Origin of the sequence: Allobrachymonas wangyanguii (assembly GCF_045055315.1) — a bacterium.
Classification (GTDB): domain Bacteria; phylum Pseudomonadota; class Gammaproteobacteria; order Burkholderiales; family Burkholderiaceae_C; genus Brachymonas; species Brachymonas wangyanguii.
Genome location: NZ_CP173677.1, coordinates 202966 through 225493, shown reverse-complemented (window position 1 = coordinate 225493; position 22528 = coordinate 202966). Strand labels below are relative to the sequence as shown.

Annotated in this window: 23 protein-coding genes; 11 read left to right on the top strand and 12 right to left on the bottom strand. The window is 65.2% G+C overall.

The window, feature by feature from the left end; all coding sequences use genetic code 11:
- The 4 genes from leuS to ACI3EV_RS01025 all read right to left on the bottom strand — a co-directional run bounded on the left by leuS (position 1) and on the right by ACI3EV_RS01025 (position 4477).
- Positions 1-2688: a leucine--tRNA ligase gene (gene leuS / locus ACI3EV_RS01040; protein ID WP_337691960.1), complete on the bottom strand. Its 2688-nt coding sequence runs from the start codon at positions 2686-2688 to the stop codon at positions 1-3.
- 69 nt (positions 2689-2757) lie between these two features.
- Entirely contained in the window at positions 2758-3117 is a 360-nt protein-coding gene (locus ACI3EV_RS01035) for a DMT family protein (RefSeq protein ID WP_329770613.1), read from the bottom strand.
- Between the two features lie 43 nt (positions 3118-3160).
- The gene (gene dapB, locus ACI3EV_RS01030) at positions 3161-3970 is read right to left on the bottom strand and encodes a 4-hydroxy-tetrahydrodipicolinate reductase (protein WP_329770612.1); all 810 of its coding nucleotides are present in this window, start codon (positions 3968-3970) and stop codon (positions 3161-3163) included.
- A gap of 27 nt (positions 3971-3997) precedes the next feature.
- Complete coding sequence (locus ACI3EV_RS01025; RefSeq protein ID WP_337691961.1) at positions 3998-4477, bottom strand: outer membrane protein assembly factor BamE; 480 nt, start codon at positions 4475-4477, stop codon at positions 3998-4000.
- Positions 4478-4595: 118 nt separating this feature from the next.
- On the opposite strand from ACI3EV_RS01025, the gene fur reads away from it, so the two are divergent.
- The 4 genes from fur (at position 4596) to ACI3EV_RS01005 (ending at position 6391) form a co-directional block, all read left to right on the top strand.
- Entirely contained in the window at positions 4596-5027 is a 432-nt protein-coding gene (gene fur, locus ACI3EV_RS01020) for a ferric iron uptake transcriptional regulator (RefSeq protein ID WP_329770610.1), read from the top strand.
- 7 nt (positions 5028-5034) lie between these two features.
- Entirely contained in the window at positions 5035-5406 is a 372-nt protein-coding gene (locus ACI3EV_RS01015) for a CidA/LrgA family protein (protein ID WP_337691962.1), read from the top strand.
- A complete protein-coding gene (locus ACI3EV_RS01010; protein WP_337691963.1) occupies positions 5399-6115 on the top strand; it encodes an LrgB family protein in 717 nt (238 codons plus the stop codon). The genes ACI3EV_RS01015 and ACI3EV_RS01010 overlap by 8 nt, the downstream gene beginning before the upstream one ends.
- A gap of 111 nt (positions 6116-6226) precedes the next feature.
- Complete coding sequence (locus ACI3EV_RS01005) at positions 6227-6391, top strand: hypothetical protein (RefSeq protein ID WP_337691964.1); 165 nt, start codon at positions 6227-6229, stop codon at positions 6389-6391.
- A 10-nt stretch (positions 6392-6401) separates the two neighbouring features.
- On the opposite strand, the gene ACI3EV_RS01000 is transcribed toward ACI3EV_RS01005, so the two are convergent.
- Positions 6402-7319, bottom strand: a complete 918-nt coding sequence (locus ACI3EV_RS01000) for a DMT family transporter (protein WP_337691965.1) — start codon at positions 7317-7319, stop codon at positions 6402-6404.
- A 6-nt stretch (positions 7320-7325) separates the two neighbouring features.
- Positions 7326-8606, bottom strand: a complete 1281-nt coding sequence (gene lplT, locus ACI3EV_RS00995) for a lysophospholipid transporter LplT (protein WP_329770604.1) — start codon at positions 8604-8606, stop codon at positions 7326-7328.
- Positions 8607-8858: 252 nt separating this feature from the next.
- Between lplT and alr the strand changes: the two genes are divergently transcribed.
- Both alr and ACI3EV_RS00985 read left to right on the top strand, forming a co-directional pair.
- A complete protein-coding gene (gene alr / locus ACI3EV_RS00990; protein WP_337691966.1) occupies positions 8859-9998 on the top strand; it encodes an alanine racemase in 1140 nt (379 codons plus the stop codon).
- A gap of 81 nt (positions 9999-10079) precedes the next feature.
- Positions 10080-11936, top strand: coding sequence for a choice-of-anchor I family protein (locus tag ACI3EV_RS00985; RefSeq protein WP_337691967.1), 1857 nt, complete (start codon positions 10080-10082; stop codon positions 11934-11936).
- A gap of 76 nt (positions 11937-12012) precedes the next feature.
- Here ACI3EV_RS00985 and ACI3EV_RS00980 read toward each other — a convergent pair whose 3' ends face one another.
- The 4 genes from ACI3EV_RS00980 to tkt form a co-directional block, all read right to left on the bottom strand.
- The gene (locus ACI3EV_RS00980) at positions 12013-12462 is read right to left on the bottom strand and encodes a DMT family transporter (RefSeq protein WP_329770601.1); all 450 of its coding nucleotides are present in this window, start codon (positions 12460-12462) and stop codon (positions 12013-12015) included.
- A gap of 190 nt (positions 12463-12652) precedes the next feature.
- On the bottom strand, positions 12653-13459 hold the full coding sequence (locus ACI3EV_RS00975; RefSeq protein WP_329770600.1) for a carbon-nitrogen hydrolase family protein: 807 nt from the start codon (positions 13457-13459) through the stop codon (positions 12653-12655).
- Positions 13460-13625: 166 nt separating this feature from the next.
- Positions 13626-14630 carry a type I glyceraldehyde-3-phosphate dehydrogenase gene (gene gap / locus ACI3EV_RS00970; RefSeq protein WP_329770599.1) on the bottom strand — a complete coding sequence of 335 codons (1005 nt, stop codon included), beginning with the start codon at positions 14628-14630 and terminating at the stop codon, positions 13626-13628.
- A 45-nt stretch (positions 14631-14675) separates the two neighbouring features.
- Positions 14676-16706: a transketolase gene (tkt, locus tag ACI3EV_RS00965; protein WP_405198008.1), complete on the bottom strand. Its 2031-nt coding sequence runs from the start codon at positions 16704-16706 to the stop codon at positions 14676-14678.
- A gap of 160 nt (positions 16707-16866) precedes the next feature.
- Between tkt and ACI3EV_RS00960 the strand changes: the two genes are divergently transcribed.
- Positions 16867-17646 (top strand): nucleotidyltransferase family protein, encoded by a 780-nt coding sequence (locus ACI3EV_RS00960; RefSeq protein ID WP_329770597.1) that lies wholly within the window; start codon positions 16867-16869, stop codon positions 17644-17646.
- 42 nt (positions 17647-17688) lie between these two features.
- Here ACI3EV_RS00960 and ACI3EV_RS00955 read toward each other — a convergent pair whose 3' ends face one another.
- Positions 17689-18249, bottom strand: a complete 561-nt coding sequence (locus ACI3EV_RS00955) for a cytochrome b (protein WP_329770596.1) — start codon at positions 18247-18249, stop codon at positions 17689-17691.
- Between the two features lie 217 nt (positions 18250-18466).
- On the opposite strand from ACI3EV_RS00955, the gene ACI3EV_RS00950 reads away from it, so the two are divergent.
- The gene (locus ACI3EV_RS00950; RefSeq protein ID WP_329770595.1) at positions 18467-19876 is read left to right on the top strand and encodes an aminopeptidase P N-terminal domain-containing protein; all 1410 of its coding nucleotides are present in this window, start codon (positions 18467-18469) and stop codon (positions 19874-19876) included.
- Positions 19877-19888: 12 nt separating this feature from the next.
- Here the strand turns inward: ACI3EV_RS00950 and ACI3EV_RS00945 are convergent, their stop codons facing one another.
- Positions 19889-20353 (bottom strand): Lrp/AsnC family transcriptional regulator, encoded by a 465-nt coding sequence (locus tag ACI3EV_RS00945; protein ID WP_329770594.1) that lies wholly within the window; start codon positions 20351-20353, stop codon positions 19889-19891.
- Between the two features lie 275 nt (positions 20354-20628).
- Here ACI3EV_RS00945 and ACI3EV_RS00940 point away from each other — a divergent pair, with 275 nt between their 5' ends.
- The 3 genes from ACI3EV_RS00940 (at position 20629) to ACI3EV_RS00930 (ending at position 22488) form a co-directional block, all read left to right on the top strand.
- On the top strand, positions 20629-21201 hold the full coding sequence (locus ACI3EV_RS00940) for an MOSC domain-containing protein (protein WP_329770593.1): 573 nt from the start codon (positions 20629-20631) through the stop codon (positions 21199-21201).
- 18 nt (positions 21202-21219) lie between these two features.
- Positions 21220-22140, top strand: coding sequence for a DMT family transporter (locus tag ACI3EV_RS00935; protein ID WP_329770592.1), 921 nt, complete (start codon positions 21220-21222; stop codon positions 22138-22140).
- 96 nt (positions 22141-22236) lie between these two features.
- Positions 22237-22488, top strand: coding sequence for a dodecin family protein (locus tag ACI3EV_RS00930; protein ID WP_329770591.1), 252 nt, complete (start codon positions 22237-22239; stop codon positions 22486-22488).
- Positions 22489-22528: the final 40 nt, after the last annotated feature.

The following is a 22528-nucleotide window of genomic DNA, read 5'->3' as shown; positions in this document are numbered from 1 at the left end:
TCAGACCACGATGTTGACCAGGCGCTTGGGCACCACTACCACCTTCTTCGGCTTGGCACCCTCGGCAAACTTGGCAAAGGCCTCGGTCGCCAGCGCAACCGCCTCGATCGCGTCCTTGTCGGCATCGGCCGGCACACGGATGCTGCCGCGCAGCTTGCCGTTGATCTGCAGCATCAGCTCGATCTCGTCCTGCACCAGCGCTGCCGGGTCGACTGCCGGCCAGGGCGCGTCCAGCAGCGGGCCGCTGACAGCCGCGTAGCCGAGCTCGTTCCACAGGTGGCAGGTGGCGTGCGGACACACCGGGTAGAGCACGCGCAGCAGGATCGAGAAACTCTCGGCCAGCGCAGCCTGGTCGTCGGCGCTCTCCGTCAACTTGGCCGCTTCCAGCGTATTCAGCATCTTCATCACGGCAGACACCACCGTGTTGTACTGCATGCGCTCGTAGTCGTAGTTGGCCTGGCCCAGCGTGGTGTGGATCTCGAAGCGCAGCTGCTTGCCGGCCGCGCTGATGGCGGCCAGTTCCGGTGCCGCAATGCCGGCGCGCAGGGCGGCCTGGTGCTTGACGGCAAAGTTCCAGACGCGGCGCAGGAAGCGGTAGCTGCCTTCGACCGCGGCATCGTTCCACTCCAGCGTCAGCTCGGGCGGTGCGGTGAACATGGTGTACAGGCGCGCGGTGTCGGCACCGTACTTGTCGATCAGCGCCTGCGGATCCACGCCGTTGTTCTTGGACTTGGACATGGTGCCCACGCCCTCGTAGTCAATCGCGGTGCCCGCCGGCAGCTCGCCGTCAGCGCTAGGCACTGCCTTGTTCAGCTTCGCGCCGATGACCTTGCCTTCCTCATCCAGCACATGGTCGACATCGCTCGGCCAGAAGTATTCCTTGGCGCCCTTGGCGGTGCGGCGGCTGTAGATGTGGTTGAGCACCATGCCCTGCGTCAGCAGGCGCTTGAACGGCTCGTCGCAGTCCACCAGGCCCATGTCGCGCATCACCTTGGTCCAGAAGCGCGCATACAGCAGGTGCAGGATGGCGTGTTCGATACCGCCGATGTACTGGTCCATCGGCATCCAGTAGTTGGTGCGCGAATCGACCATGGCGGTGTTGTTCTGCGCACAGGTGTAGCGCATGAAGTACCAGGAACTGTCCACGAAGGTGTCCATGGTGTCGGTCTCGCGGCGCGCCGGCTTGCCGCACTGCGGGCAGGTGACGCCGGCGTGGAAGCCTTCGTGCTTGTGCAGCGGGTTGCCGGAACCGTCCGGGATGCAGTCATCAGGCAGCACCACCGGCAGGTCCTTCTCGGGCACCGGCACCGGGCCGCAGCTGACGCAGTGGATGATCGGGATCGGCGTGCCCCAGTAGCGCTGGCGGCTGATGCCCCAGTCGCGCAGGCGCCAGGTGGTCTTTTTCTCGCCCAGGCCCAGTGCCGACAGCTCGGCCGCCACCTTGTCTACCGCATCGGCGCAGGACAGGCCGCTGAACTTGTCGGAGTTGATGGTGATGCCCTTGGTCTTGTCGGCGTACCACTCCTGCCAGCGCGTGAAATCGTAGTGCTCGGCACCGAGCACATCCACCACCTGCTTGATCGGAATGCCGTACTTGAGGGCAAAGGCGAAATCGCGCTCGTCATGGCCGGGCACGCCCATCACGGCGCCATCGCCATAACCCATCAGCACGTAGTTGCCGACCCACAGCGGCACTGACTCCCCGCTGATCGGGTGCACCACGTGCAGGCCGGTCGGCATGCCCTCTTTTTCCTTGAGCGCCAGCTCGGCTTCGGTGGTGCCGCCCTGCTTGCACTTCTCGATGAAGGCGGCCAGCTCCGGGTTGCCGGCAGCCGCGTGCAGCGCCAGCGGGTGCTCGGCCGCCACGGCGCAGAAGGTGACGCCCATGATGGTGTCGGCACGCGTGGTGAACACGTACATGCGGCCATCACCGATCAGCTTGCCATCGGCACCGGCGACATCGTGGGTGAAGGCAAAGCGCACGCCGGCGCTCTTGCCGATCCAGTTTTCCTGCATCAGGCGCACACGCTCGGGCCAGCCGTCCAGTGTGGCCTTGGGGTTGCCGACCTGCACATGGTCCAGCAGCTCCTGCGCGTAATCGGTGATCTTCAGGTAGTAGCCGGGGATTTCCTTCTTCTCGACCAGCGCGCCGGTACGCCAGCCGCGGCCGTCGATCACCTGCTCATTGGCCAGCACCGTCATGTCCACCGGGTCCCAGTTGACAACCTGGGTCTTGCGGTAGGCGATGCCTTTTTCCAGCATCTTCAGGAACAGCCACTGGTTCCAGCGGTAGTACTCGGGATCGCAGGTCGCCACTTCGCGGCTCCAGTCGATCGCCAGACCCATCGCCTGCATCTGCTTCTTCATGTAGGCGATGTTGTCGTAGGTCCACTTGGCCGGCGGCACGCCATTCTTGAGCGCCGCGTTCTCGGCCGGCAGGCCGAAGGCGTCCCAGCCCATCGGCATCAGCACGCTGTGGCCCTTCATGCGCAGGTGGCGCGTGAGCATATCGTTGATGGTGTAGTTGCGCACGTGGCCCATGTGCAGCTTGCCGCTCGGGTAGGGCAGCATGGAGCAGGCGTAATACGGCGGCTTGTCGGTGGTTTCAACGACGCGGTAGACGTCATCCTGACCCCAGGCGGCCTGGATGGCTGCCTCGATCGCTTGGTGCTGGTAGGTTTCTTGCATGGAATGGCCTCGCCGGCTGGCGGTTGGCGGTTGGCAGGCGAAAAATCGGGAAACAGCAGCCTGACAGGGTCAGTTGCTGCGAAACATGAAATATACCGCACCCACCAGGCACAGTCCGGCCCAGAGGTAATCGAGCTTGAGCGGCTCCTTCATGTAGAACACGGCGAAGGGCACGAAAATCGCCAGCGTGATGACTTCCTGCATCACCTTGAGCTGGCCCAGGCTGAACACGGTGTAGCCGGCGCGGTTGGCCGGCACCTGCAGCAGGTATTCGAACAGGGCAATGCCCCAGCTGACGACCGCCGCGATATACCAGGGACGCGCCGCCAACTCCTTCAGGTGGGCGTACCACGCAAAGGTCATGAACACATTGCTGCACACCAGCAGCAGAATGAAGGTCAGCGCCGGGCGCTGGGCAAACAGCTCCATGGGGCGAATGGGCGCAAGCCGGAACGGATCACGCCCGCAGGCATCAGTCCTTGGGCAGGCCGAGCACGTCGAACATGTCGAACAGGCCGCTGCGCTTGCCAGCCAGGAAGCGCGCCGCACGCAGGCTGCCTTCGGCATAGGTGGCGCGGCTGGAGGACTTGTGCGTGATCTCGATGCGCTCGCCGGTGCCGGCAAACAGCACGGTGTGGTCGCCCACGATGTCACCGCCACGGATGGTGGAGAAGCCGATGGTGGACGGATCACGCTCGCCGGTATGACCGTAGCGCTCGTAGACTGCGCATTCCTTCAGGTCGCGGCCGATGGCTTCGGCGATAACCTCGCCCATGCGCAGTGCGGTGCCGCTCGGGGCATCTACCTTGTGGCGATGGTGCGCCTCGATGATCTCGATGTCGTAGCCGGTGGCCATGGCCTTGGCCGCCATCTGCAGCAGCTTGAAGGTGACATTCACGCCCACGCTCATGTTGGGCGCCATGACGATGGCGATGTCTTGCGCAGCCTCGGCGATCTGCGCCTTCTGCGCGTCGCTGAAACCGGTGGTGCCGATCACCAGGTTGACGCCAGCGGCGCGGCAGGCCGCCAGATGCGCCATGGTGCCTTCGGGGCGGGTGAAATCGATCAGGGCATGGGCATCCTGCAGGCCCTGGGCCAGGTCCGCCGTGATGGCGACGCCGGCCGGCTTGCCGGTAAAGGCCGCCGCATCGCTGCCGAGTGCGGCCGCGCCGGCGATATCCAGCGCACCGCTCAGGGTGCAATCGTCGGCGGCCTGAATGGCCTCGATCAGCATGTGGCCCATGCGCCCGCTGGCGCCGGCAATGGCAATATGGTGTTGCATGAAAAAACCGGAAAACAGGGAGAAATCTTATTGCGGCAGCGGCGGGAAGCTGGTGGAACCAGGAGCCGTAGGCTGCTCCGGCAGGCTGCTTTCACGCGGGCGGTTCTTCTCGGCAAAGCTCTGCAGCTTGTCGGGATCGGCCTGCAGGTTGCGCGGCTTGTATTCCTTGTCGTGGCCCAGCACGCGCACGAACTCGGTCTCGGTCGGCAGGGTATCGGCGCCCTCTACCGAGGCCAGCACATCATCCTGGAAGAACACGCTCAGGCGGTAGTTGAGGCGCTCCACATCCTTGCGCTCCTTGAGCGTGAACACGTAGTCCCAGCGATTGGCGCGGAACAGGTCCTGCAGCAGCGGCGTGCCGAGTACCTGGCGCACCTGCTCGCGCGTCATGCCCGGCGCCAGACGTGCCGCCTGCTCGCGCGAGACGAAGTTGCCCTGCGCCACCTCGGGCTTGTACAGGGCACAGCCGCTGCCCAGCAGCGCCGCCGCCACGGTCAGGGCGGCCATGGCACGCGCCATACTGCGGCGCGGAGTAGTAGCTTGGGAATGATCCTGCATCGGGATGCCTTCCTGAAGATATGATGTGAACACTATTCGGTCGAAAGGACATTGTAGCGGCAGCACCATGAGCAATATCGAGGAAATCAAGAGCACCGGTCTCAAGGCCACCGGCCCGCGCCTGAAGATCCTGGAAATCTTCCAGAACTCCGAGCAGCGCCACCTGAGCGCGGAAGACGTGTTCCGCATCCTGATGCAGGAAGGCTCGGAGATTGGCCTGGCCACGGTGTACCGCGTCCTCACCCAGTTCGAACAGGCCGGCTTGCTCAGCCGCAACAGCTTTGACAACGGCAAGGCCGTGTACGAGCTGGACCAGGGCGAGCACCACGACCACCTGGTCTGCCTCGATTGCGGCCATGTCGAGGAGTTCTTCGATGCCGAGATCGAGAAGCGCCAGCACAATATCGCGCGCGATCACGGCTTTGAGCTGCACGACCACGCGCTGAGCCTGTACGCCCACTGCAAGAAGACCGACTGCCCGAACCGCGACAAGCCTTGATTTCCCCATGGACGGCCTGAAAGGTTTCACCATCCTGCTGCTGTTCCAGCTGGCCGGCGAAGGCATCGTGCGACTGCTCGGCCTGCCGCTGCCAGCGCCGGTGCTCGGCATGGTACTGCTGTTGCCAGCCCTGCTGTGGGAGCCGCTGCGCCGCCCGGTGCAGGTCTGCGCCGAATTCCTGCTGTCGCATTTTTCGCTGCTGTTCGTACCGATCAGCGTTGGCGTGATCACCCAGCTGCCGCTGCTGGAGCAGTACGGCGGCCGCATCCTGCTGGTGCTGTCGCTGTCCACGCTGCTGGGCCTGGTGGTAACGGCGCTGGTGCTGCGGGCATTGCTGCGCGGCACCCCCGCCGACCAGGGAGATGCCGCCCATGAATGACGTGGTCGAGCTCTGGATCTACCTGTCCGAGATGCCGCTGTTTGGCCTGACGGCGACGCTGGCGGCCTACCTGTTCGGCTTTTTGCTGTATGCCCGCTCCGGCTATGCCTCCTGGGCCAACCCGGTGCTGACCTCGGTGGCGATGCTGATCGCGCTGCTGCTGCTGACCGGCACGCCCTACCCGCGCTATTTTTCCGGCGCGCAGTTCATCCACTTCTTGCTGGGCCCGGCGGTGGTGGCGCTGGCCTGGCCGCTGTGGCAACGACGACAGGTGGTGCGCCGCTACTTCAAGGCGCTGCTCACCGCCGCCCTGATCGGCGGTGCCGTGAGCGCCCTCAGCGCGGTGCTGCTGGGCTGGGCCTTTGGCCTGCCCAGGGAGCTGATCGTGTCCATGTCGCCCAAGGCGATGACGGCACCGGTGGCGATGGGCGTGGCCGAAGCAATCCACGGCCTGCCGGCGCTGGCGGCGATTTTCGTGCTCTATACCGGCCTGTTCGGCGCGATTACCGCCAAGTACCTGTTTGACTGGTGCAAGATCGATTCCTGGCCGGTGCGTGGCTTTGCGCTGGGCACGCAAGCGCATGGCTTTGGCACGGCACGCGCGCTGCAGATCAATGCCGAAGCCGGCGCCTTTGCCGGCCTGGCGCTGGGCATGCAGGCGATTCTGGGATCGTTCCTGATACCGCTGGTGTTCCGGCTGTTCCAGTAGGCGTGCAGGGCACAGGACGCGGCATCGTCTGACACGCCAGCGGCAGCTTGCCGCGGACAATCAGGCCATGGACGACGTCATGGATCGTCCCCCGCCACCCAGGAGAACACCATGCCCTCCCGCAAGCCCCGCACTCCCCATCCCTATCTGCGCTATCTGGGCGTGGCCACCATGGCCCTGCTGATGTACGCCGGCCTGGTCGCCATCGATTTCGAAGGCGCACGCGACTATCCGGACGTGGCCGTGCGCCTGGCGCTGGCCGAAGTGGATCTCTGACGCTGCAGTGTCAATGCCCGGCTGATTCCTGACGCGGAATCGCCAGCAGGGCCGCCGCCATCACCAGCACGCCACCGGCCAGCACCTGCAGCGTGAGCTGCGCCGAACCCAGCCAGGCCGAGGAGATGCTGGCAAACAGCACTTCCAGCAGCATGATCAGCGACAGCGTGTGCGAACTCAGCCGCGCCGATCCGTACTGCAGCGCAATATTGCCCGAGACAAACAGCAGGCTGAACAGCACCACCTGCAACACCCAGACCCACTCCACGGCCGGGATCGGCGTCACGCCCATGCGGCCCAGCTGCAGCATGCTCCAGGCGGTCAGGCTGCCGAGCAGCACGCCGCCGCTGAACATGGCCAGCACGCGCGCCGGCGGTGAACTGTGGCGGCTGCTGCGGTTGAGCAGCACATTGGTGCAGGAAAAGAAGAAGCCGCCCAGCAGCGCCAGCACATCGGCCTGGCCTTGCGGCAAGGGCAGCTGCCAGTCGCGCCAGTTGCCGCCAGAGGGTTGCAGCACCAGCACCACGCCGGCCAGGGCCAACACCACGCGCAGCAGCGCGGAGCGCGTCGGGCGCTCGTCCAGCAGCCACCAGGCCAGGAACACGGTCCAGACCGGCATCAGGTAGAACAGCAGCACGACGCGGATCACGTCGCCGGTAGCGACGGCCCAGTTGAAGCAGGCATTGGTCAGGCCGGAAGCCAGCAGCAGCCACCAGAGATCGCGCTGGCCGGCAAATTCGCGCAGCAACTGCGGCCGCCACAGCAGCAGCGACAGCATCGGCAGGCTGTACATCAGCGCGGTGGACCAAAGCGGGTGCAGGCCCTGCCCCTGCAAATGCTGCAACGGCAGCCAGGAAAGACCCCAGACCAGCGCGTTATAGGCGATGGCCCAGGCTGGCAGCAGACTGGTGCGGGAGGCGGCCGGCATGGTGGCTCAATGCAGCTTGTCGCTGCGCGCCAGTTCCAGCAGCGATTCCACTTCACGCGGGTAGCGGCGCAGGTTGGCGGCGTGCCAGCGCATGATCAGCCACATGCTGAAGGCCACCAGCAGGCCAAAGGCGGTGATGGCGCCAAACGCCGTCATGCCCCACTTGGTGGACAGGGTGTACAACAGGCCAATGCCGAGGATACAGGCCTGCTCGTTGAAGTTCTGCACGGCAATCGAGCGGCCGGCACCCATCAGGTTGTGGCCCCGGTGCTGCAGCAGCGCGTTCATGGGCACCACCATGTAGCCGCCGATGGCGCCGAGCACGATCAGGAACGGTGCCGCGACCCAGACATCACGCACGAAGATCAGCATGATCACCAGCAGGCCCATGACGATGCCCAGCGGCATCACGCGCGGCGCCTGGTCCAGCCGCACCCGCATCGAGGCCCAGATGGCACCGACAGCCGTGCCCACGGCCACCACGCCGACCAGGCTGGAGGCCTGCGTGACGTTGTAGCCGAGTGCCGCGGCGGCCCAGGCCAACACGATGTAGCGCAGGTTGCCGCTGACACCCCAGAACAGCGTGGTGGTAGCGAGCGAAATTTGGCCCAGCTTGTCGTCCCACAGGCGGCGGTTGCAGGTGCGGAAATCCGGCACCAGGCTCAGCAGGTTGCGCGGCAACGGACGCATGATGACGCCGGTTTCCGGGATCCAGGTATTGATCAGCGAGGCCAGCGCATAGATCAACATGATCACGCAGATGGCGGCCTTTTCCGGCGAGCTGATGCCGGTATCGATCAGGGGGAAGTTGATCGACAGCAGCAGCGGTGCCAGGTGCGGCCCGATGAGCTGGCCGCCGAACAACACGCCCATGATGATGGAGGCAATCGTCAGGCCCTCGATCCAGCCGTTGGCACGCACCAGCTGCGAGGGGTGCAACAGCTCGGTCAGGATGCCGTACTTGGCCGGCGAATAGGCGGCCGCGCCCAGGCCGACCAGCGCATAGGCCAGCAGCGGGTGCGAGCCGAACAGCATGGCCAGGCAGCCGACCACCTTGAAGGCGTTGCTGTAGAACATGACGCGGCCCTTGGGCTGCGAATCGGCAAAGGCACCGACGAAGGGTGCCAGCAGCACGTAGAACAGCGCAAACATCGGCACCAGCGCTGCCATTTGCCAGTCGGGCGAGCCGCTGGCACGCAGCAGCGCGACGGCGGCAATGAACAAGGCGTTGTCGGCCAGCGAGCTGAAAAACTGCGCGGCCATGATGGTGTAGAAGCCGCGTTTCATGAGTCGGCGGCTCCGGCGCACATGCAGGGATCGGCAAAAATCAAACGAAAAACCTTCACGGATATGGCGTGCCGGGAGTGTATGCGGCACGTCATCCGGCACGGCGACCGGACACAGAATGGGGTGCCTGCCGCTGCGGCAGGACATCCTCGTAGTATGCGCCAATTGGCTGGCGGTTTGATGACGGCCGGCAAAATCCCCGCGCATTCTGTTTGCCGGGCGCATAATCGGGAGCTTCTGAACGAGTCCGCCATGCCACGCCCGATCCACGCCCTGATCCATACCGATGCCCTGAGCCACAACCTGCAACGCTGCCGCCAGGCCGCCGGCGAGGCACGCGTCTGGGCGGTGGTCAAGGCCAACGCCTATGGCCATGGCATCGAGCGCGCCTACGAGGGCTTGCGTGGTGCCGACGGCTTTGCGCTGCTGGACCTGGCCGAGGCGCAGCGCATCCGCCAGCTCGGCTGGCGCGGCCCGATCCTGCTGCTGGAAGGCGTGTTTGATCCGCGTGACCTGGAGCTGTGCTCGCGCCTCGGGCTCTGGCACACGATCCATAGCGACGAGCAGATCCACATGCTGGCCGGCCACAAGACGCTGCAGCCGCACAAGGTGTTTCTCAAGCTCAATAGCGGCATGCACCGGCTCGGCTTTGCGCCGGAACGCTTCCGCGCCGCCTATGCACGGCTGCAGGCACTGCCGCAGGTGGAAGATATCGGCCTGATGACGCACTTTGCCACCGCCGATGTGGCCGTGCCCGGCACTGCCACCGCCTGGCAGGCGTTCCAGCAGGCCACGGACGAGCTGCCCGGCGAGCGCAGCGTCTGCAACAGCGCCGCCCTGCTGCGCCACCCGGAGATTGCCGAACAGACCGACTGGGTACGCCCCGGCATCGCGCTGTATGGCAGTAGCCCGGATTTTCCCGATCACGGCATCGCGCACTGGCAGCTGCAGCCGACGATGAGCCTGCGCAGCGAGCTGATTGCGGTGCGTGAACTGCAGCCCGGCGATGCGATCGGCTATGGCGGCACCTTCACGACAGAACGGCCGCTGCGCGTCGGCATCGTCGCCTGCGGCTATGCCGATGGCTACCCGCGCGTTTGCCCGACCGGCACGCCGGTGCTGGTGGGCGGCCACCGCAGCCGCACGCTGGGGCGCGTGAGCATGGACATGCTGGCGGTGGACCTGACACCGGAGACGACGCAGATCCCGGCCGACTTCGACACCCGTGTGGGCACGGAAATCACGCTGTGGGGCCGTTCCAGCGGCGGCGCGCTATTGCCGATTGACGAAGTGGCTGCGGCGGCCGGTACGCTGGGCTACGAGCTGATGTGCGCGCTGGCGCAGCGCGTGCCGACCGAGGTGGATGGCGCGGAGCCGCTATCGGCACCCTGAACCTGGTGGTTTTCCGGCGCTTCACGGATGTGTAACAAAGAGCAGTTACAAACAGGAACTTTCAACCTGTTTTTAACTGCCATGTCCAAGCTGACCACATTCCCCCGCCACCTGCTGCTGTCGCTGGTGGCTGCTGCCGCCCTTGCTGCCTGCGGCGGCGATGACAACAAGCCTGCTGCTCCCGCTGCCCCGGTAGAGGCCACGCCCAAGACTGTGGTGCTGGAAAAGATCGGTGCCTATGACAGCGGCGTGTTTGGCGAAAGCGCTGCCGAAATCCCGGCGTTTGATGCCAAGAGCAAGCGCGGCTTCATCGTCAACGCCCAGAAGGGTGCCGTGGACGTGATCGACATGACGGATCCGGCCAAGCCGGAGCACATCGGCACGATCGATGCCACCAAGCTGCTGCCCGGCGCCTCCATCAACAGCGTGGCCGTGCATGAGGGCCTGGTGGCCGTGGCCGTGCAGGCCGCCACCAAGACCGACAAGGGCCTGCTGGCGCTGTACAAGGCCAGCGACCTGAGCCTGCTGGGCAAGGCCGAAGTGGGCGCCCTGCCCGACATGCTGACCTTCACGCCGGACGGCCAGACCGTGCTGGTGGCCAACGAAGGCGAGCCGAGCGATGACTACCAGATCGATCCGGAAGGCTCGATCAGCGTGGTGGACGTGCGCGATCCGGCCAAGCCGGTGGTGCGCACCGCCGATTTCAAGGCCTTTGACAAGGCCGAGCTGCTGAAGAAGGGCGTGCGCGTCTTTGGCCCGAACGCCACCGCCGCCCAAGACCTGGAGCCGGAATACATCGCCGTGTCGGCCGATGGCAAGACGGCCTGGGCGTCGCTGCAGGAAAACAATGCCTTCGCCATCATCGATGTGGCGAATGCCAAGGTGACCGATATCGTGCCGATGGGCTTCAAGGACCATGGCAAGGACGGCAATGGCATTGATGCCAGCGATACCGACCTGAAGGTGGATATCCGCACCTGGCCTGGCGTGCGCGGCCTGTTCCTGCCGGATGCGATTGCCGCCTACGAGGTGGACGGCAAGACCTATCTGGTGAGCGCCAACGAGGGCGATGCACGCGCCTGGGGCGAGGACAACAAGGCCTACTGGGCGGGCGACGCCAGCAAGGGCTTTGTCGAGGAGTTCCGTGCCAAGCACCTGATCAACGCCAAGGGCTGGTCTGGCCGCGCCGGTGACGACCTGCCGCCGCAGCTGGCGGCCATGGCCAAGGGTGGCCTGCTGAACCCGGCCGTGTTTGGCTACTGCGGTGCCGAAGCCGGCAAGCCGGGTGACTGCCGCGAAGACGACCAGCTGGGCCGCCTGACGGTGACCTGGACGCAGGGCTACCAGACCAACGCCGACGGTTCGCCCAAGATGTACAACGCCTCCGGCGTGGCCGACCCCAAGGGTGACCGCCTGATGTACGACGCACTGTACGCCTACGGTGCGCGCTCCTTCTCGATCTGGAATGACAAGGGCCAGCTGGTATGGGACTCCGGCGATGCGATGGAGCAGTTCCTGTCCAGCGACAGCTGCAAGGCCGGTGCGGCACGCAATATCCCGTGCAAGGACTTCTTCAACTCCAACCACGAAGCTGGCAGCTCGATGGACAACCGCAGCGACAACAAGGGTCCGGAGCCGGAAGGCGTGACTGTCGGCAAGATTGGCGAGAAGACCTTTGCCTTTATCGGCCTGGAGCGCATGGGTGGCGTGCTGGTGTATGACATCAGCAAGCCGACGGCCCCGGAGCAGGTGGATTACATCAACACGCGTGAAGACTGGACGATCAAGGATCCGTCTACCGTGAAGGCGGGTGACCTGGGTCCGGAAGGCCTGGCGTTTATCCCGGCAGCCCAGTCGCCTAACGGCAAGCCGCTGCTGATGGTGGGCAACGAGGTGAGCGGTACGACCTCGATCTACCAGCTGATCCTGACCTATTGATCCCCTAAGTCAGGCCTGGCCTGACTGACGGATGCAACCGGCTGTGGCCCTGTGCCGCAGCCGGTTTTTTCATGCCTCAACCGCGCGTGACGAGCAGCGCGCCAACCAGCACCAGCGCGGCACCGAGCAGGCGCGTAGCGTTGACTTCACGCAGCGGCATGCCGAGCAGGCCAAAGTGATCCAGCACCAGCGCCATCAGGATCTGGCCGGCAACGAACAGCACGATCATGCTGGCCGCGCCAATGCGCGGTGCTGCCAGGATGCTGGTGAGCACAAAGAACGCCCCGAGCGGTCCGCCCAGCCACATCCACCACTGCGTCTTGCCCAGTTCGGCCATGCTGGGCAGGCCACCGCGCAGCGCGCCAAAGTAGACCAGCAGCAAGGCCAGCGTGCCCATGGCAAACGAGACCAGGCTGGCCAGCACCGGGCTGCCGAGCAGGCCACTGCGCAGCTGGCTGTTGATGGCGGCCTGGATCGGCATGGCGCTGCCGGCGATGATGACCATGGCTATGAGGGCTTCGCGCATGGGGGTCCTTTAAATGAAAAAGCGTCACAGAAAGATAGTGCACCGGCAAGAGAAGCAGGCAGATAGCCAGCCTCGCGCATGGTGCCATTTCCAGGCTACCCGGGCAGCCTACACGACGCCAGCATGACAATGCCCCGCCAGCGCCAGCTGTACGGGGCAGGTGATCAGGCAGATGGCAGACGCAGAGCGTTTACAATCGTCGATGCCCCAGCGCCGGCAGCTGCTGGCGCATCTCCTGCATCATCTCCCAGTCACAGTTGGCCGTCACCACGCCGGCATCGTTGGCGCGTTCGGCCAGCAGCTTGCCCCAGGGGTTGACGATCATGGTCTGGCCCCAGGTGCGGCGGCCGTTTTCATGGCGGCCACCTTGTGCCGGGGCCGCCACATAGGCCAGGTTCTCGATGGCACGTGCGCGCAGCAGGATTTCCCAGTGCGACTGGCCAGTGGTGTAGGTAAACGCGCTCGGCACCACGATCAGGTCAGCCGCCAGCTGGCGGTACAGCTCCGGGAAGCGCAGGTCATAGCAGGTCGACAGGCCAACACGCCAGGTGTGGCCATCCGTGGACGGCAGGTCAAACGTCACCGGCTCGGCTCCCGCCACTTGCACACGCGACTCGTCATAGCTCTCGCCACCACGGTGAAAGGCGAACAAGTGGATCTTGTCGTAGCGCGCCACCTGCTTGCCGTCCGGGTTGTACACCAGCGAACTGTTGGTGACACGATTCGGATCCTCGCTGCGCAGCGGAATTGCGCCGCCCACCAGCCACAGGTTCAGGTCATTCGCCATCTCGGCCAGGAAATTCTGCAGCGGGCCCTGGCCCGGCTCTTCCGCCAGCTCCAGCTTCTGCTCGTCGCGCAGCGCCATCTGGCAGAAGTACTCGGGCAGGATCGCCAGCTCGGCACCCTTGCCGGCGGCCTCGCGCAGCAGCTCCTGGGCAGTGATCATGTTGGTGGCAACCGAGGTGCCGGACACCATCTGGATGGCGGAAACTTTCATGCAACAGCTCCTGACTGGGCAGCACCCGTGCTACCGGATTTCTGAAGGGGGGATAGCCTGATGATAAGCCACGCGCCGGCGCTTGCCGCTCCGCCAGACGACGGATATGAAAAAGCCGGCCTGATCTGCATCAGGCCGGCTCGTGACTCAGGTCAGGCGGAGACGCTTACTTGGCGTTCACGACCTTGACCATGTCCAGGCAACGGTTGGAGTAGCCCCACTCGTTGTCGTACCAGCTCACCAACTTGACGAAGTTGCCGTCCAGCGCGATGCCGGCTTCGGCGTCAAAAATGCTGCTGCGGGCATCGCCACGGAAGTCGGTAGCCACCACCTTGTCTTCGGTGTAGCCCAGCACGCCCTTCATCTTGCCTTCGGACTGGGCCTTCATTTCGGCGCAGATCTCTTCGTAGCTGGCAGAGTTTTCCAGTTCCACGGTCAGGTCAACCACGGACACGTCAGAGGTCGGCACGCGGAAGGACATGCCGGTCAGCTTGCCCTTCAGGGCCGGCAGCACCACGCCCACGGCCTTGGCAGCGCCAGTGCTGGACGGGATGATGTTTTCCAGGATGCCGCGGCCACCGCGCCAGTCCTTGTTGGACGGGCCGTCCACGGTCTTCTGGGTGGCGGTAGCAGCGTGCACGGTGGTCATCAGGCCGCGCTTGATGCCCCACTTGTCGTTCAGCACCTTGGCCACGGGTGCCAGGCAGTTGGTGGTGCAGGACGCGTTGGAGATGATCGGCTCGCCGGCGTAGCTGGCGCAGTTCACGCCGTGCACGAACATCGGGGTGTCGTCCTTGGACGGGGCCGACATGATCACCTTCTTGGCGCCGGCGTCGATGTGCTTCTGTGCGCCTTCCTTGGTCAGGAAGATGCCGGTGGACTCGATCACCACGTCCACGCCGATCTCGCCCCACTTCAGGTTGGCCGGATCCTTTTCGGCGGTCAGGCGGATGGTCTTGCCGTTCACCACCAGGTTGTTGCCCTCGACCTTCACGTCGCCCTTGAAGCGGCCGTGCACGCTGTCGTACTGCAGCATGTAAGCCAGGTAGTCGGGCTCCAGCAGGTCGTTGATGCCAACCACTTCGATCTCGTCACCGAAGTTCTCGACAGCAGCGCGGAACACGCAACGACCGATGCGGCCGAAGCCGTTGATGCCTACTTTGATTGCCATGGGATTTTCTCCTTGATATATGAAACTGGAAACCGGAAAAAAAGTTCAGTTACCGAGCACGGCCTGCACCTGGGCAGCCACGTTATCGGCAGTGAATCCGAAATGCTTGAACAGCGCGCCTGCCGGAGCAGATTCGCCATAGGTATCGATACCGACCACGGCCGCACAGCCGTACTTGTACCAGAAGGCAGTCACGCCCATTTCCACCGCCACGCGCGGCAGGCCGGCCGGCAGCACGGTCTGGCGGTAGGCCTCGTCCTGGCGGTCGAAGGTGGTGCTGCTGGGCATGCTGACCACGCGCACTGCCACGCCCTGTTCGGCCAGCTGCTTCTGCGCCTCGACCGCCAGCTGCACTTCGCTGCCGGTAGCGATCAGCACCGCCTGCGGCGACTGGCCGTCAGCCGGATCGGACAGCACGTAGCCGCCCTTGTGGATGATGCTCAGGTCATGCTTGGGCAGATAGGGCAGGTTCTGGCGGCTCAGCAGCAGTGCCGTGGGACGCTCGCGGTTCTGCAATGCCACCGACCAGGCGACCGCCGTTTCGGCGGTATCGCACGGGCGCCAGACATCCAGGCCCGGAATCAGGCGCAGGCTGGCGGCGTGCTCGATCGACTGGTGCGTCGGGCCGTCTTCACCCAGGCCGATGGAATCGTGCGTGAACACGTGCACCACGCGCTGCTTCATCAGCGCCGCCATGCGGATCGCGTTGCGGCTGTAGTCGCTGAAGGTCAGGAAGGTACCAGCGTAGGGGATGTAGCCGCCATGCAGCGCCACGCCGTTCATGATGGCCGCCATGCCAAACTCGCGCACGCCGTAGTTGATGTGGCGGCCGATCTGACCGTCTTCGGTCTTGACCACGGCACCGGCGGCATCGACGCGGAAGGCCGGCGTGGACGGGGTGTTGGTCAGGTTGGAGCCGGTCAGGTCGGCACTGCCGCCCAGCAGCTCGGGCATGGCGGCGGTAAAGGCGTTCAGCGCGATCTGGCTAGCCTTGCGCGATGCCACGGTCTCGGCCTTTTCGGCAGCCTGCTGCGTAGCCTGGATGCAGATGCGGGCGAAGTCATCGCTCAGCTGGCCGTTCATGCGGCGCAGGAATTCGGCGGCCAGAATCGGGTGTGCCATGGCGTAGCCGGCAAACACGCTGTCCCAGGCAGCTTCGGTCTTCTGGCCGGCGTCGCGTGCGTCCCAGGCGGCGTAGACCTCCTGCGGAATCTCGAACGGGCCATGTTCCCAGCCCAGCGCCTGGCGCGTCAGCGCGATTTCCTCGGCGCCCAGCGGTTCGCCGTGCGCCTTGGCGGTATCGACACGGTTCGGGCTGCCCTTGCCGATATGCGTCTTGCAGATGATCAGCGTGGGCTTGCCGTTGCCGACCTTGGCCTGGGCGATGGCGGCGCTCACGGCAGCGGCATCGTGGCCGTCGACCGGACCGATCACGTTCCACTGGTAGGCCTCGAAGCGCTTGGCGGTATCGTCCACGAACCAGGGCTGCACCTGGCCGTCAATGCTGATGCCGTTGTCGTCGTACAGCGCGATCAGCTTGTCCAGCTTCCAGGCGCCAGCCAGGGCACAGGCCTCGTGGCTGATGCCCTCCATCAGGCAGCCGTCACCCAGGAACACATAGGTGTGGTGGTTGACGATGTCGTGGCCCGGACGGTTGAATTCGGCCGCCAGCAGTTTTTCTGCCAGTGCCATGCCCACCGCGTTGGTGATGCCCTGGCCCAGCGGGCCGGTCGTGGTTTCCACGCCCGGGGTGATGTCGACTTCCGGGTGGCCCGGCGTCTTGCTGTGCAGCTTGCGGAAGTTTTTCAACTCGTCCAGCGGCAGCTCGTAGCCGGTCAGGTGCAGCAGCGAGTAGATCAGCATCGACGCATGGCCATTGCTGAGCACGAAACGGTCACGATCGTGCCACTGCGGGTTGGACGGGTTGTGACGCAGGTGCTGGCCCCACAGGGCGACAGCCATGTCGGCCATGCCCATCGGGGCACCGGGGTGACCGGAATTGGCCTGCTGTACGGCATCCATGGACAGCGCGCGAATGGCATTGGCCATGGTGGTGGCCGATACGGTGGAGGTCATGCGGGTGGACTCCGGGGTGTGGATGAAATGGGAAATACCCTCCATTTTAACCTTGTCAAGCGCAATTGCAGCAAATGGATACAAGGCACAGACGCAGGCAGGGAATTACAATCCCGCCAGACCCGGACGCACCCGGCGCCGGCCAGCCCCACTCCTGCCCATGTCTGACGCTGTCACCCCGAGTACCCCCCGTTCCCCGGCCCAGGCCATGCTGCTGGCTGCCGGCCGCGGCAACCGCATGCGCCCGCTGACCGACCACACGCCCAAGCCACTGCTGCAGGTGCAGGGCCGGCCCTTGCTGGAGTGGCCGATGCGCGCGCTGGCCAGCCAGGGCTTTACCGAGTTGCTGGTCAATACCGGCTGGCTGGGCGAGCAGATTCCGGCCTGGTTTGGCGCGCACTATGCGCACGGCCAGCCGCTACCCGCCAGCACACTGCGCTACTCGCGCGAAGAGATCGATTTTGGCCAGGCGCTGGAAACCGCCGGCGGCATTGTGCGCGCGCTGCCGCAGCTGGCCGATACCTTCTGGCTGGCCGCCGGCGATGTCTTCGCGCCGGATTTTGTCTTCAGCCGCAGCGCATACGCCCATTTCAAGGCCAGTGACGCGCTGGCGCACCTGTGGCTGGTGCCGAATCCGGAACACAACCCGGCCGGCGACTTTGCGCTGGATGCGCATGGCGTGCTGCACGATACCGCGCGGGATAACAGCAGCCTGCCGCGCTACACCTACAGCACCATCGCCCTGCTGCGCCGCGAGCTGTTCCAGCCGCCCTGGTGCGAGATTCCACCGGGCAATCCGGCTGGCGTGGTGGCGGCGCTGGCACCGCTGCTGCGCGCCGCCATGGCGCAGGGCCGCGTCACCGGCAGCCTGTACCACGGCAGCTGGGTCGATGTCGGCACGCCGGAGCGCCTGGCAGCCATCAACAGCCAGGCCCGCTGACCGGATCGATCAGCGGGCCCTGGCAGGATCAGGCTGCAAGGATTACTGCAGCGGCTTGCCCAGCATGCGCTTCAGCGTGCCGTCCTGGTCCATCAGGTGGTGCTTGAACGCACCCGCCACGTGCAGCACGATGGCGCCCAGCATCACCCACAGCAGCAGGCCGTGCACCTGGCGGGCATTGCGCGCCATGGCACCGTCCAGCGGCAGGTTCTTGCCGGGATTAGCCAGATCCGGGTTGTTGGCCACCAGTTCCAGGCCGAACAGCTGCAGGCCGTTGCCGCCCATGATCGACATCACCATGCCGGACAGCGGGAACAGCACGGTACCGATCAGCAGCACCCAGTGCACCAAACTGGCCAGCGCATTCAGGCCGGCGCCCTGCTGGCCCAGCGGCTTGGGCATGCCGTTGATCAGACGGTGGATGACGCGCCACAGCACGAACACCGCAATCACCACGCCAAAGGACTTGTGCAGGCCGTACAGCGCATAGGTCTTGGTTTCGGCCATGTACCAGCCGACGCCCATCAGCACGATCATGAACAGGGCCACGATCCAGTGCAGGAATACCGTGGTGGTGGAGAGTTTTTGCAGGGTATCTTTCATGGAATGTCTCAGGAATGCAGGCGGCAGGTGCGCCGGGAAGCGGCCGCAACTGCAGGCCACGCCCAATCCGGACACGCCGCAATCCCGCGCGTCCATCAGGGTTACCCCCGAAAATACCTGATTACTTTGTAGATTGTATGTTTCCGCAACGGCTTCTTGCAACCAGCTGTAACCAAGCAGGCCGCCGCAGCCTGGCCGCTCCATGCACAATAGCTCCATGCACGATTCCGCCTCCTCCTCCCCGTACGCCGCGCGCCGCGCCCGGCTGGCGCAACAGCTCGGCCCGCGCGCCGTGGCCGTGATCCCGACTGCACCCGAGCGCGCTCGCAACCGCGACAGCGATTTTCCGTACCGGCACGACAGCTACTTCTATTACCTGACCGGCTTCACCGAACCCAACGCCACGCTGGTGCTGCGTACCGATGCGCACGGCCAGCCCCACGGCACGCTGTTCTGCCAGCCGAAAGACCTGGAGCGCGAGATCTGGGACGGCTACCGACTCGGCCCGGAGGCGGCCGTGGCCACGCTCGGCATCGACGCCGCCTTCAGCCAGGCGCTGATCGACCAGGAAATGCCGGCCCTGCTGGATGGTGCCGACGTCGTTGCCTACCCGTTTGCCACCCATGCCGGCCTGGAAGGCCGCATTGCCGGCTGGCTGGACGGCGTACGTGCGCGTACCCGGCTTGGGGCCGTGACGCCCTCACGCCAGCTCGATGCCTGCACGCTGCTGGACGAGATGCGGCTGGTCAAGGACGCGCACGAACTGGCCATCATGCGCCGTGCCGCGCAGATCAGCGCCCAGGCCCATGTGCGCGCCATGCAGGAAAGTGCACGCCTGCTGCGCATGGGCGCCGATGCGCGTGAATACCATCTGGAAGCCGAGCTGCTGCACGAATTCCGTCGCCACGGCTCGCAGTTCCCCGCCTATACCAGCATCGTTGCCGCCGGTGCCAATGCCTGCGTGCTGCACTACCGCGCCGATACCGCGCCGCTGCGCCCCGGCGAGCTGGTGCTGATCGATGCCGGCTGCGAGCTGGACGGCTACGCCAGCGACATCACGCGCACCTTCCCGGCCGATGGTCGCTTCAGCGCCGAACAGCGCGCCGTGTATGACGTGGTGCTGGCGGCACAACAGGCTGCGGTAGACGCCACCGCACCGGGCCGCCGCTTCAATGACGCGCACCAGGCCGCGCTGGAAGTGCTGGCGCAAGGCCTGCTGGATCTGGGCATCCTGGATCGCAGCAAGGTCGGCGGCCTGCAGGACGTGCTGGAGCAGCGCGCCTACCAGCCTTTCTACATGCACCGCACCGGCCACTGGCTGGGCATGGATGTGCACGATTGCGGCAGTTATGTGGAACCGTCCGAGGCCGATCAGACGCAGGAGCGATTCGATCCGGTCAGCGGCAAGACCGTGCTGGAGCGCCCGAGCCGCATCCTGCAGCCGGGCATGGTCACCACCATAGAGCCCGGCCTGTACATCCGCCCGTCCGATACGGTGCCGGAACGCTTCTGGCACATCGGCATCCGCATCGAGGACGATGCGGTGCTGACCGACAGCGGCTGCGAGCTGATCACGCGCGGCGTGCCAGTCGATGCCGACGAGATCGAGGCATTGATGCGCGGCTGATGACCGCCAGGTTCACCCGATCGGCACTGGCCGCTCGTCCAGCACGCGCCGCATGACAAAGCTGGAATGCACGCCGGTCACCCCCTCGATGCGGGTGAGCTTGTTGAGCAGCAGGTGCTGGTAGTGGTCCATGTCGCGCACCACCACCTTGAGCTGGTAATCCGACTGCTGGCCGGTGATCAGCAGGCATTCCAGCACCTCGGGAATATCGCCGACCAGCGCCTCGAAGTTGGCAAAGCGCTCGGGCGTGTGCTTGTCCATGGAAATGCTGATCAGCGCCATCAGGCTCAGGCCGAGCCGGCGCGCATCGACCAGCGCGCGGTAGCCGGTAATCAGGCCGGCCTCCTCCAGCGCACGCACGCGCCGCAGACAGGGCGAAGGCGACAGCCCGATGGCATCGGCCAGCTCCTGGTTGGACATGCGGCCATCGGCCTGCAAGGCCTTGAGAATGGCGCGATCGTAGCGATCCAGCTCCATATCTTCCACCCCTATGTGTTATTGCGCAATTTCCTGCCAATATTGTGGCGCTGCAGCATAAAAATCGCAAGTTTCTGCTGCACCTGCACAACTAAGATAACACCCATGCAACAAGCAACAGCGACCCCGGTCTGACACCCCACCCACAGGTGCAGACTCCCAGTCAGGGCTTGTGGCCCACCCGATCCGGGGCAAGCCGCAAGGAGATCAGCCGCCCACCAGGCAGCCATGGTCAGGAGTGATACAGTGGCGGCATCGTAACCCGGTGCCGCCACTTGTCTTTTGTACTGCTCAGCCTCAATGTCGCGCTTGCCAGTCCGCTGCTGATGCAGGGACGCAGCGTGCTGTCCGGCATCCGCAAGCGCGGCACGCCCGATACCCTGGCCGTTGGCAAACTCGGCCTGCAGGGCGATGAACAGGCCGACCTGGATGTGCACGGTGGCCTGCGCAAGGCCGTCTACGCCTTCCCGTCCGAACACTACCCCTGGTGGCAGCAGCAGCGCGCGGCACGCGGCGCGCCTGATCCCGAACAAATCCTGCCCTGGGGCTTTCTGGGCGAGAATCTCACCCTGCAGGGACTGACCGAAGCCGATATCCATGTGGGCGACCAGCTGCACTTTCCCGATTGCGTGCTGCGCGTGAGCGAACCGCGTCAGCCCTGCGACAAGCTGGTGCACGTCATGGGCTATCCGCAGGCCGCGCGCGACATGGTGCAGCACGAACGCTGCGGCTGGTATCTGGCCGTGGAACAGGCGGGTAGCCTGCGCGCCGGTCAGCACGGTACGCTGGTCCCCGGATCCCGACAAACCCCGGTCGCCAGCCTGCTGCGCCGGCACCGCAACCTCTGACCCGAGTTTCCCCACACCATGGACCTGCGCCAACCCCTGGATACCCGCGCCTACCTGCTGATGCTGCTGCTGTGCACCATCTGGAGCCTGCAACAGATCACGCTCAAGGCCACCGCCGCCGACTTTTCGCCCACGCTGCAACTGGCGCTGCGCTCCGGCATTGCCGCGCTGCTGGTCTGGGGCATGATGCGCTGGCGCGGCGAGCAGCTCACGGTGCGCGATGGCATCTGGAAGCCCGGCCTCGCCGTCGGTGCGCTGTTTGCCTTCGAATTCCTGCTGATCGGCAAGGGGCTGCAATACACCACCGCCGGCCACATGATCGTGCTGCTGTATTCGGCACCCATCTTTGCCGCGCTCGGCCTGCACTGGAAGCTGCCGTCCGAGCGGCTGTCGCCCCTGCAGTGGCTGGGCATCCTGCTCGCCTTTGCCGGCATCGCCGTCGCCTTTCTCGGCCACGGCACCGATACCAACCTGGAGATGCTGATCGGCGACCTGCTGGCCGTGGGCGCGGCCATCCTCTGGGCGGCCACCACGGTCACCGTGCGCACCACGCGCCTGGCCACGCTGCCGGCGACCCAGGTGCTGTTCTACCAGCTGGCTGCGGCCTTCGTGCTGCTGCTGCCCGGTGCCTGGCTGATCGGCCACACCACCCTCCACATCGATGTGCCCATGGTCTGGGCTGCGCTGGCGTTCCAGGCGCTGGCAGTCTCCTTCTTCAGCTACCTGGTCTGGTTCTGGCTGCTGCGCTTCTACCTGGCCTCGCGCCTGGGCGTGCTGTCCTTCCTGTCGCCGCTGCTCGGCGTGGTGCTGGGCGCCTGGCTGCTGGACGAGCCAATCGAGCGCAACTTCATGATCGGCGCCGCCATGGTGCTGGTCGGCATCGTGCTGGTCAGCGGTCACGCCTGGCTGCAGCAAGTGCTGACACAGCGCCGCACCTGAGCGCTTCTCCTACACCGGCACAAGCGCCGTTCCGTAGCGCGCTGCATACCGGCGCGCGTACGCTGGAGTCTCCATATCCACTCACAGGAGATTCCCATGTCCGTAGCCAAAGTCCTCGAAATCAGCGCGTCCAGCACCAAGAGCTTTGAAGATGCGATCCAGACTGGCATCAACCGCGTCAACACCAGCGTCGATCAGGTGCAGGGTGCCTGGATCCAGGAACAGAAAGTCGTGGTCGACGCCGGCAAGATCACCGAATACCGCGTCAACATGAAAGTGACCTTTATCGTGCAGGACGTGGCCGAGAACACCTCGCCGGCGAAGAAGGTGGCTGCGCGGAAGAAGTAAGCGATGCAGCGGGGCCGCGCTAGCCGAGGTTCCGCTGCAG

Coding starts and splice junctions, on each gene's coding strand:
- leuS (WP_337691960.1), bottom strand. CDS start 2,688: ATGCAAGAAACCTACCAGCACCAAGCGATCGAGGCAGCCATCCAGGCC.
- ACI3EV_RS01035 (WP_329770613.1), bottom strand. CDS start 3,117: ATGGAGCTGTTTGCCCAGCGCCCGGCGCTGACCTTCATTCTGCTGCTG.
- dapB (WP_329770612.1), bottom strand. CDS start 3,970: ATGCAACACCATATTGCCATTGCCGGCGCCAGCGGGCGCATGGGCCAC.
- ACI3EV_RS01025 (WP_337691961.1), bottom strand. CDS start 4,477: ATGGCCGCCCTGACCGTGGCGGCGGCGCTGCTGGGCAGCGGCTGTGCC.
- fur (WP_329770610.1), top strand. CDS start 4,596: ATGAGCAATATCGAGGAAATCAAGAGCACCGGTCTCAAGGCCACCGGC.
- ACI3EV_RS01015 (WP_337691962.1), top strand. CDS start 5,035: ATGGACGGCCTGAAAGGTTTCACCATCCTGCTGCTGTTCCAGCTGGCC.
- ACI3EV_RS01010 (WP_337691963.1), top strand. CDS start 5,399: ATGAATGACGTGGTCGAGCTCTGGATCTACCTGTCCGAGATGCCGCTG.
- ACI3EV_RS01005 (WP_337691964.1), top strand. CDS start 6,227: ATGCCCTCCCGCAAGCCCCGCACTCCCCATCCCTATCTGCGCTATCTG.
- ACI3EV_RS01000 (WP_337691965.1), bottom strand. CDS start 7,319: ATGCCGGCCGCCTCCCGCACCAGTCTGCTGCCAGCCTGGGCCATCGCC.
- lplT (WP_329770604.1), bottom strand. CDS start 8,606: ATGAAACGCGGCTTCTACACCATCATGGCCGCGCAGTTTTTCAGCTCG.
- alr (WP_337691966.1), top strand. CDS start 8,859: ATGCCACGCCCGATCCACGCCCTGATCCATACCGATGCCCTGAGCCAC.
- ACI3EV_RS00985 (WP_337691967.1), top strand. CDS start 10,080: ATGTCCAAGCTGACCACATTCCCCCGCCACCTGCTGCTGTCGCTGGTG.
- ACI3EV_RS00980 (WP_329770601.1), bottom strand. CDS start 12,462: ATGCGCGAAGCCCTCATAGCCATGGTCATCATCGCCGGCAGCGCCATG.
- ACI3EV_RS00975 (WP_329770600.1), bottom strand. CDS start 13,459: ATGAAAGTTTCCGCCATCCAGATGGTGTCCGGCACCTCGGTTGCCACC.
- gap (WP_329770599.1), bottom strand. CDS start 14,630: ATGGCAATCAAAGTAGGCATCAACGGCTTCGGCCGCATCGGTCGTTGC.
- tkt (WP_405198008.1), bottom strand. CDS start 16,706: ATGACCTCCACCGTATCGGCCACCACCATGGCCAATGCCATTCGCGCG.
- ACI3EV_RS00960 (WP_329770597.1), top strand. CDS start 16,867: ATGTCTGACGCTGTCACCCCGAGTACCCCCCGTTCCCCGGCCCAGGCC.
- ACI3EV_RS00955 (WP_329770596.1), bottom strand. CDS start 18,249: ATGAAAGATACCCTGCAAAAACTCTCCACCACCACGGTATTCCTGCAC.
- ACI3EV_RS00950 (WP_329770595.1), top strand. CDS start 18,467: ATGCACGATTCCGCCTCCTCCTCCCCGTACGCCGCGCGCCGCGCCCGG.
- ACI3EV_RS00945 (WP_329770594.1), bottom strand. CDS start 20,353: ATGGAGCTGGATCGCTACGATCGCGCCATTCTCAAGGCCTTGCAGGCC.
- ACI3EV_RS00935 (WP_329770592.1), top strand. CDS start 21,220: ATGGACCTGCGCCAACCCCTGGATACCCGCGCCTACCTGCTGATGCTG.
- ACI3EV_RS00930 (WP_329770591.1), top strand. CDS start 22,237: ATGTCCGTAGCCAAAGTCCTCGAAATCAGCGCGTCCAGCACCAAGAGC.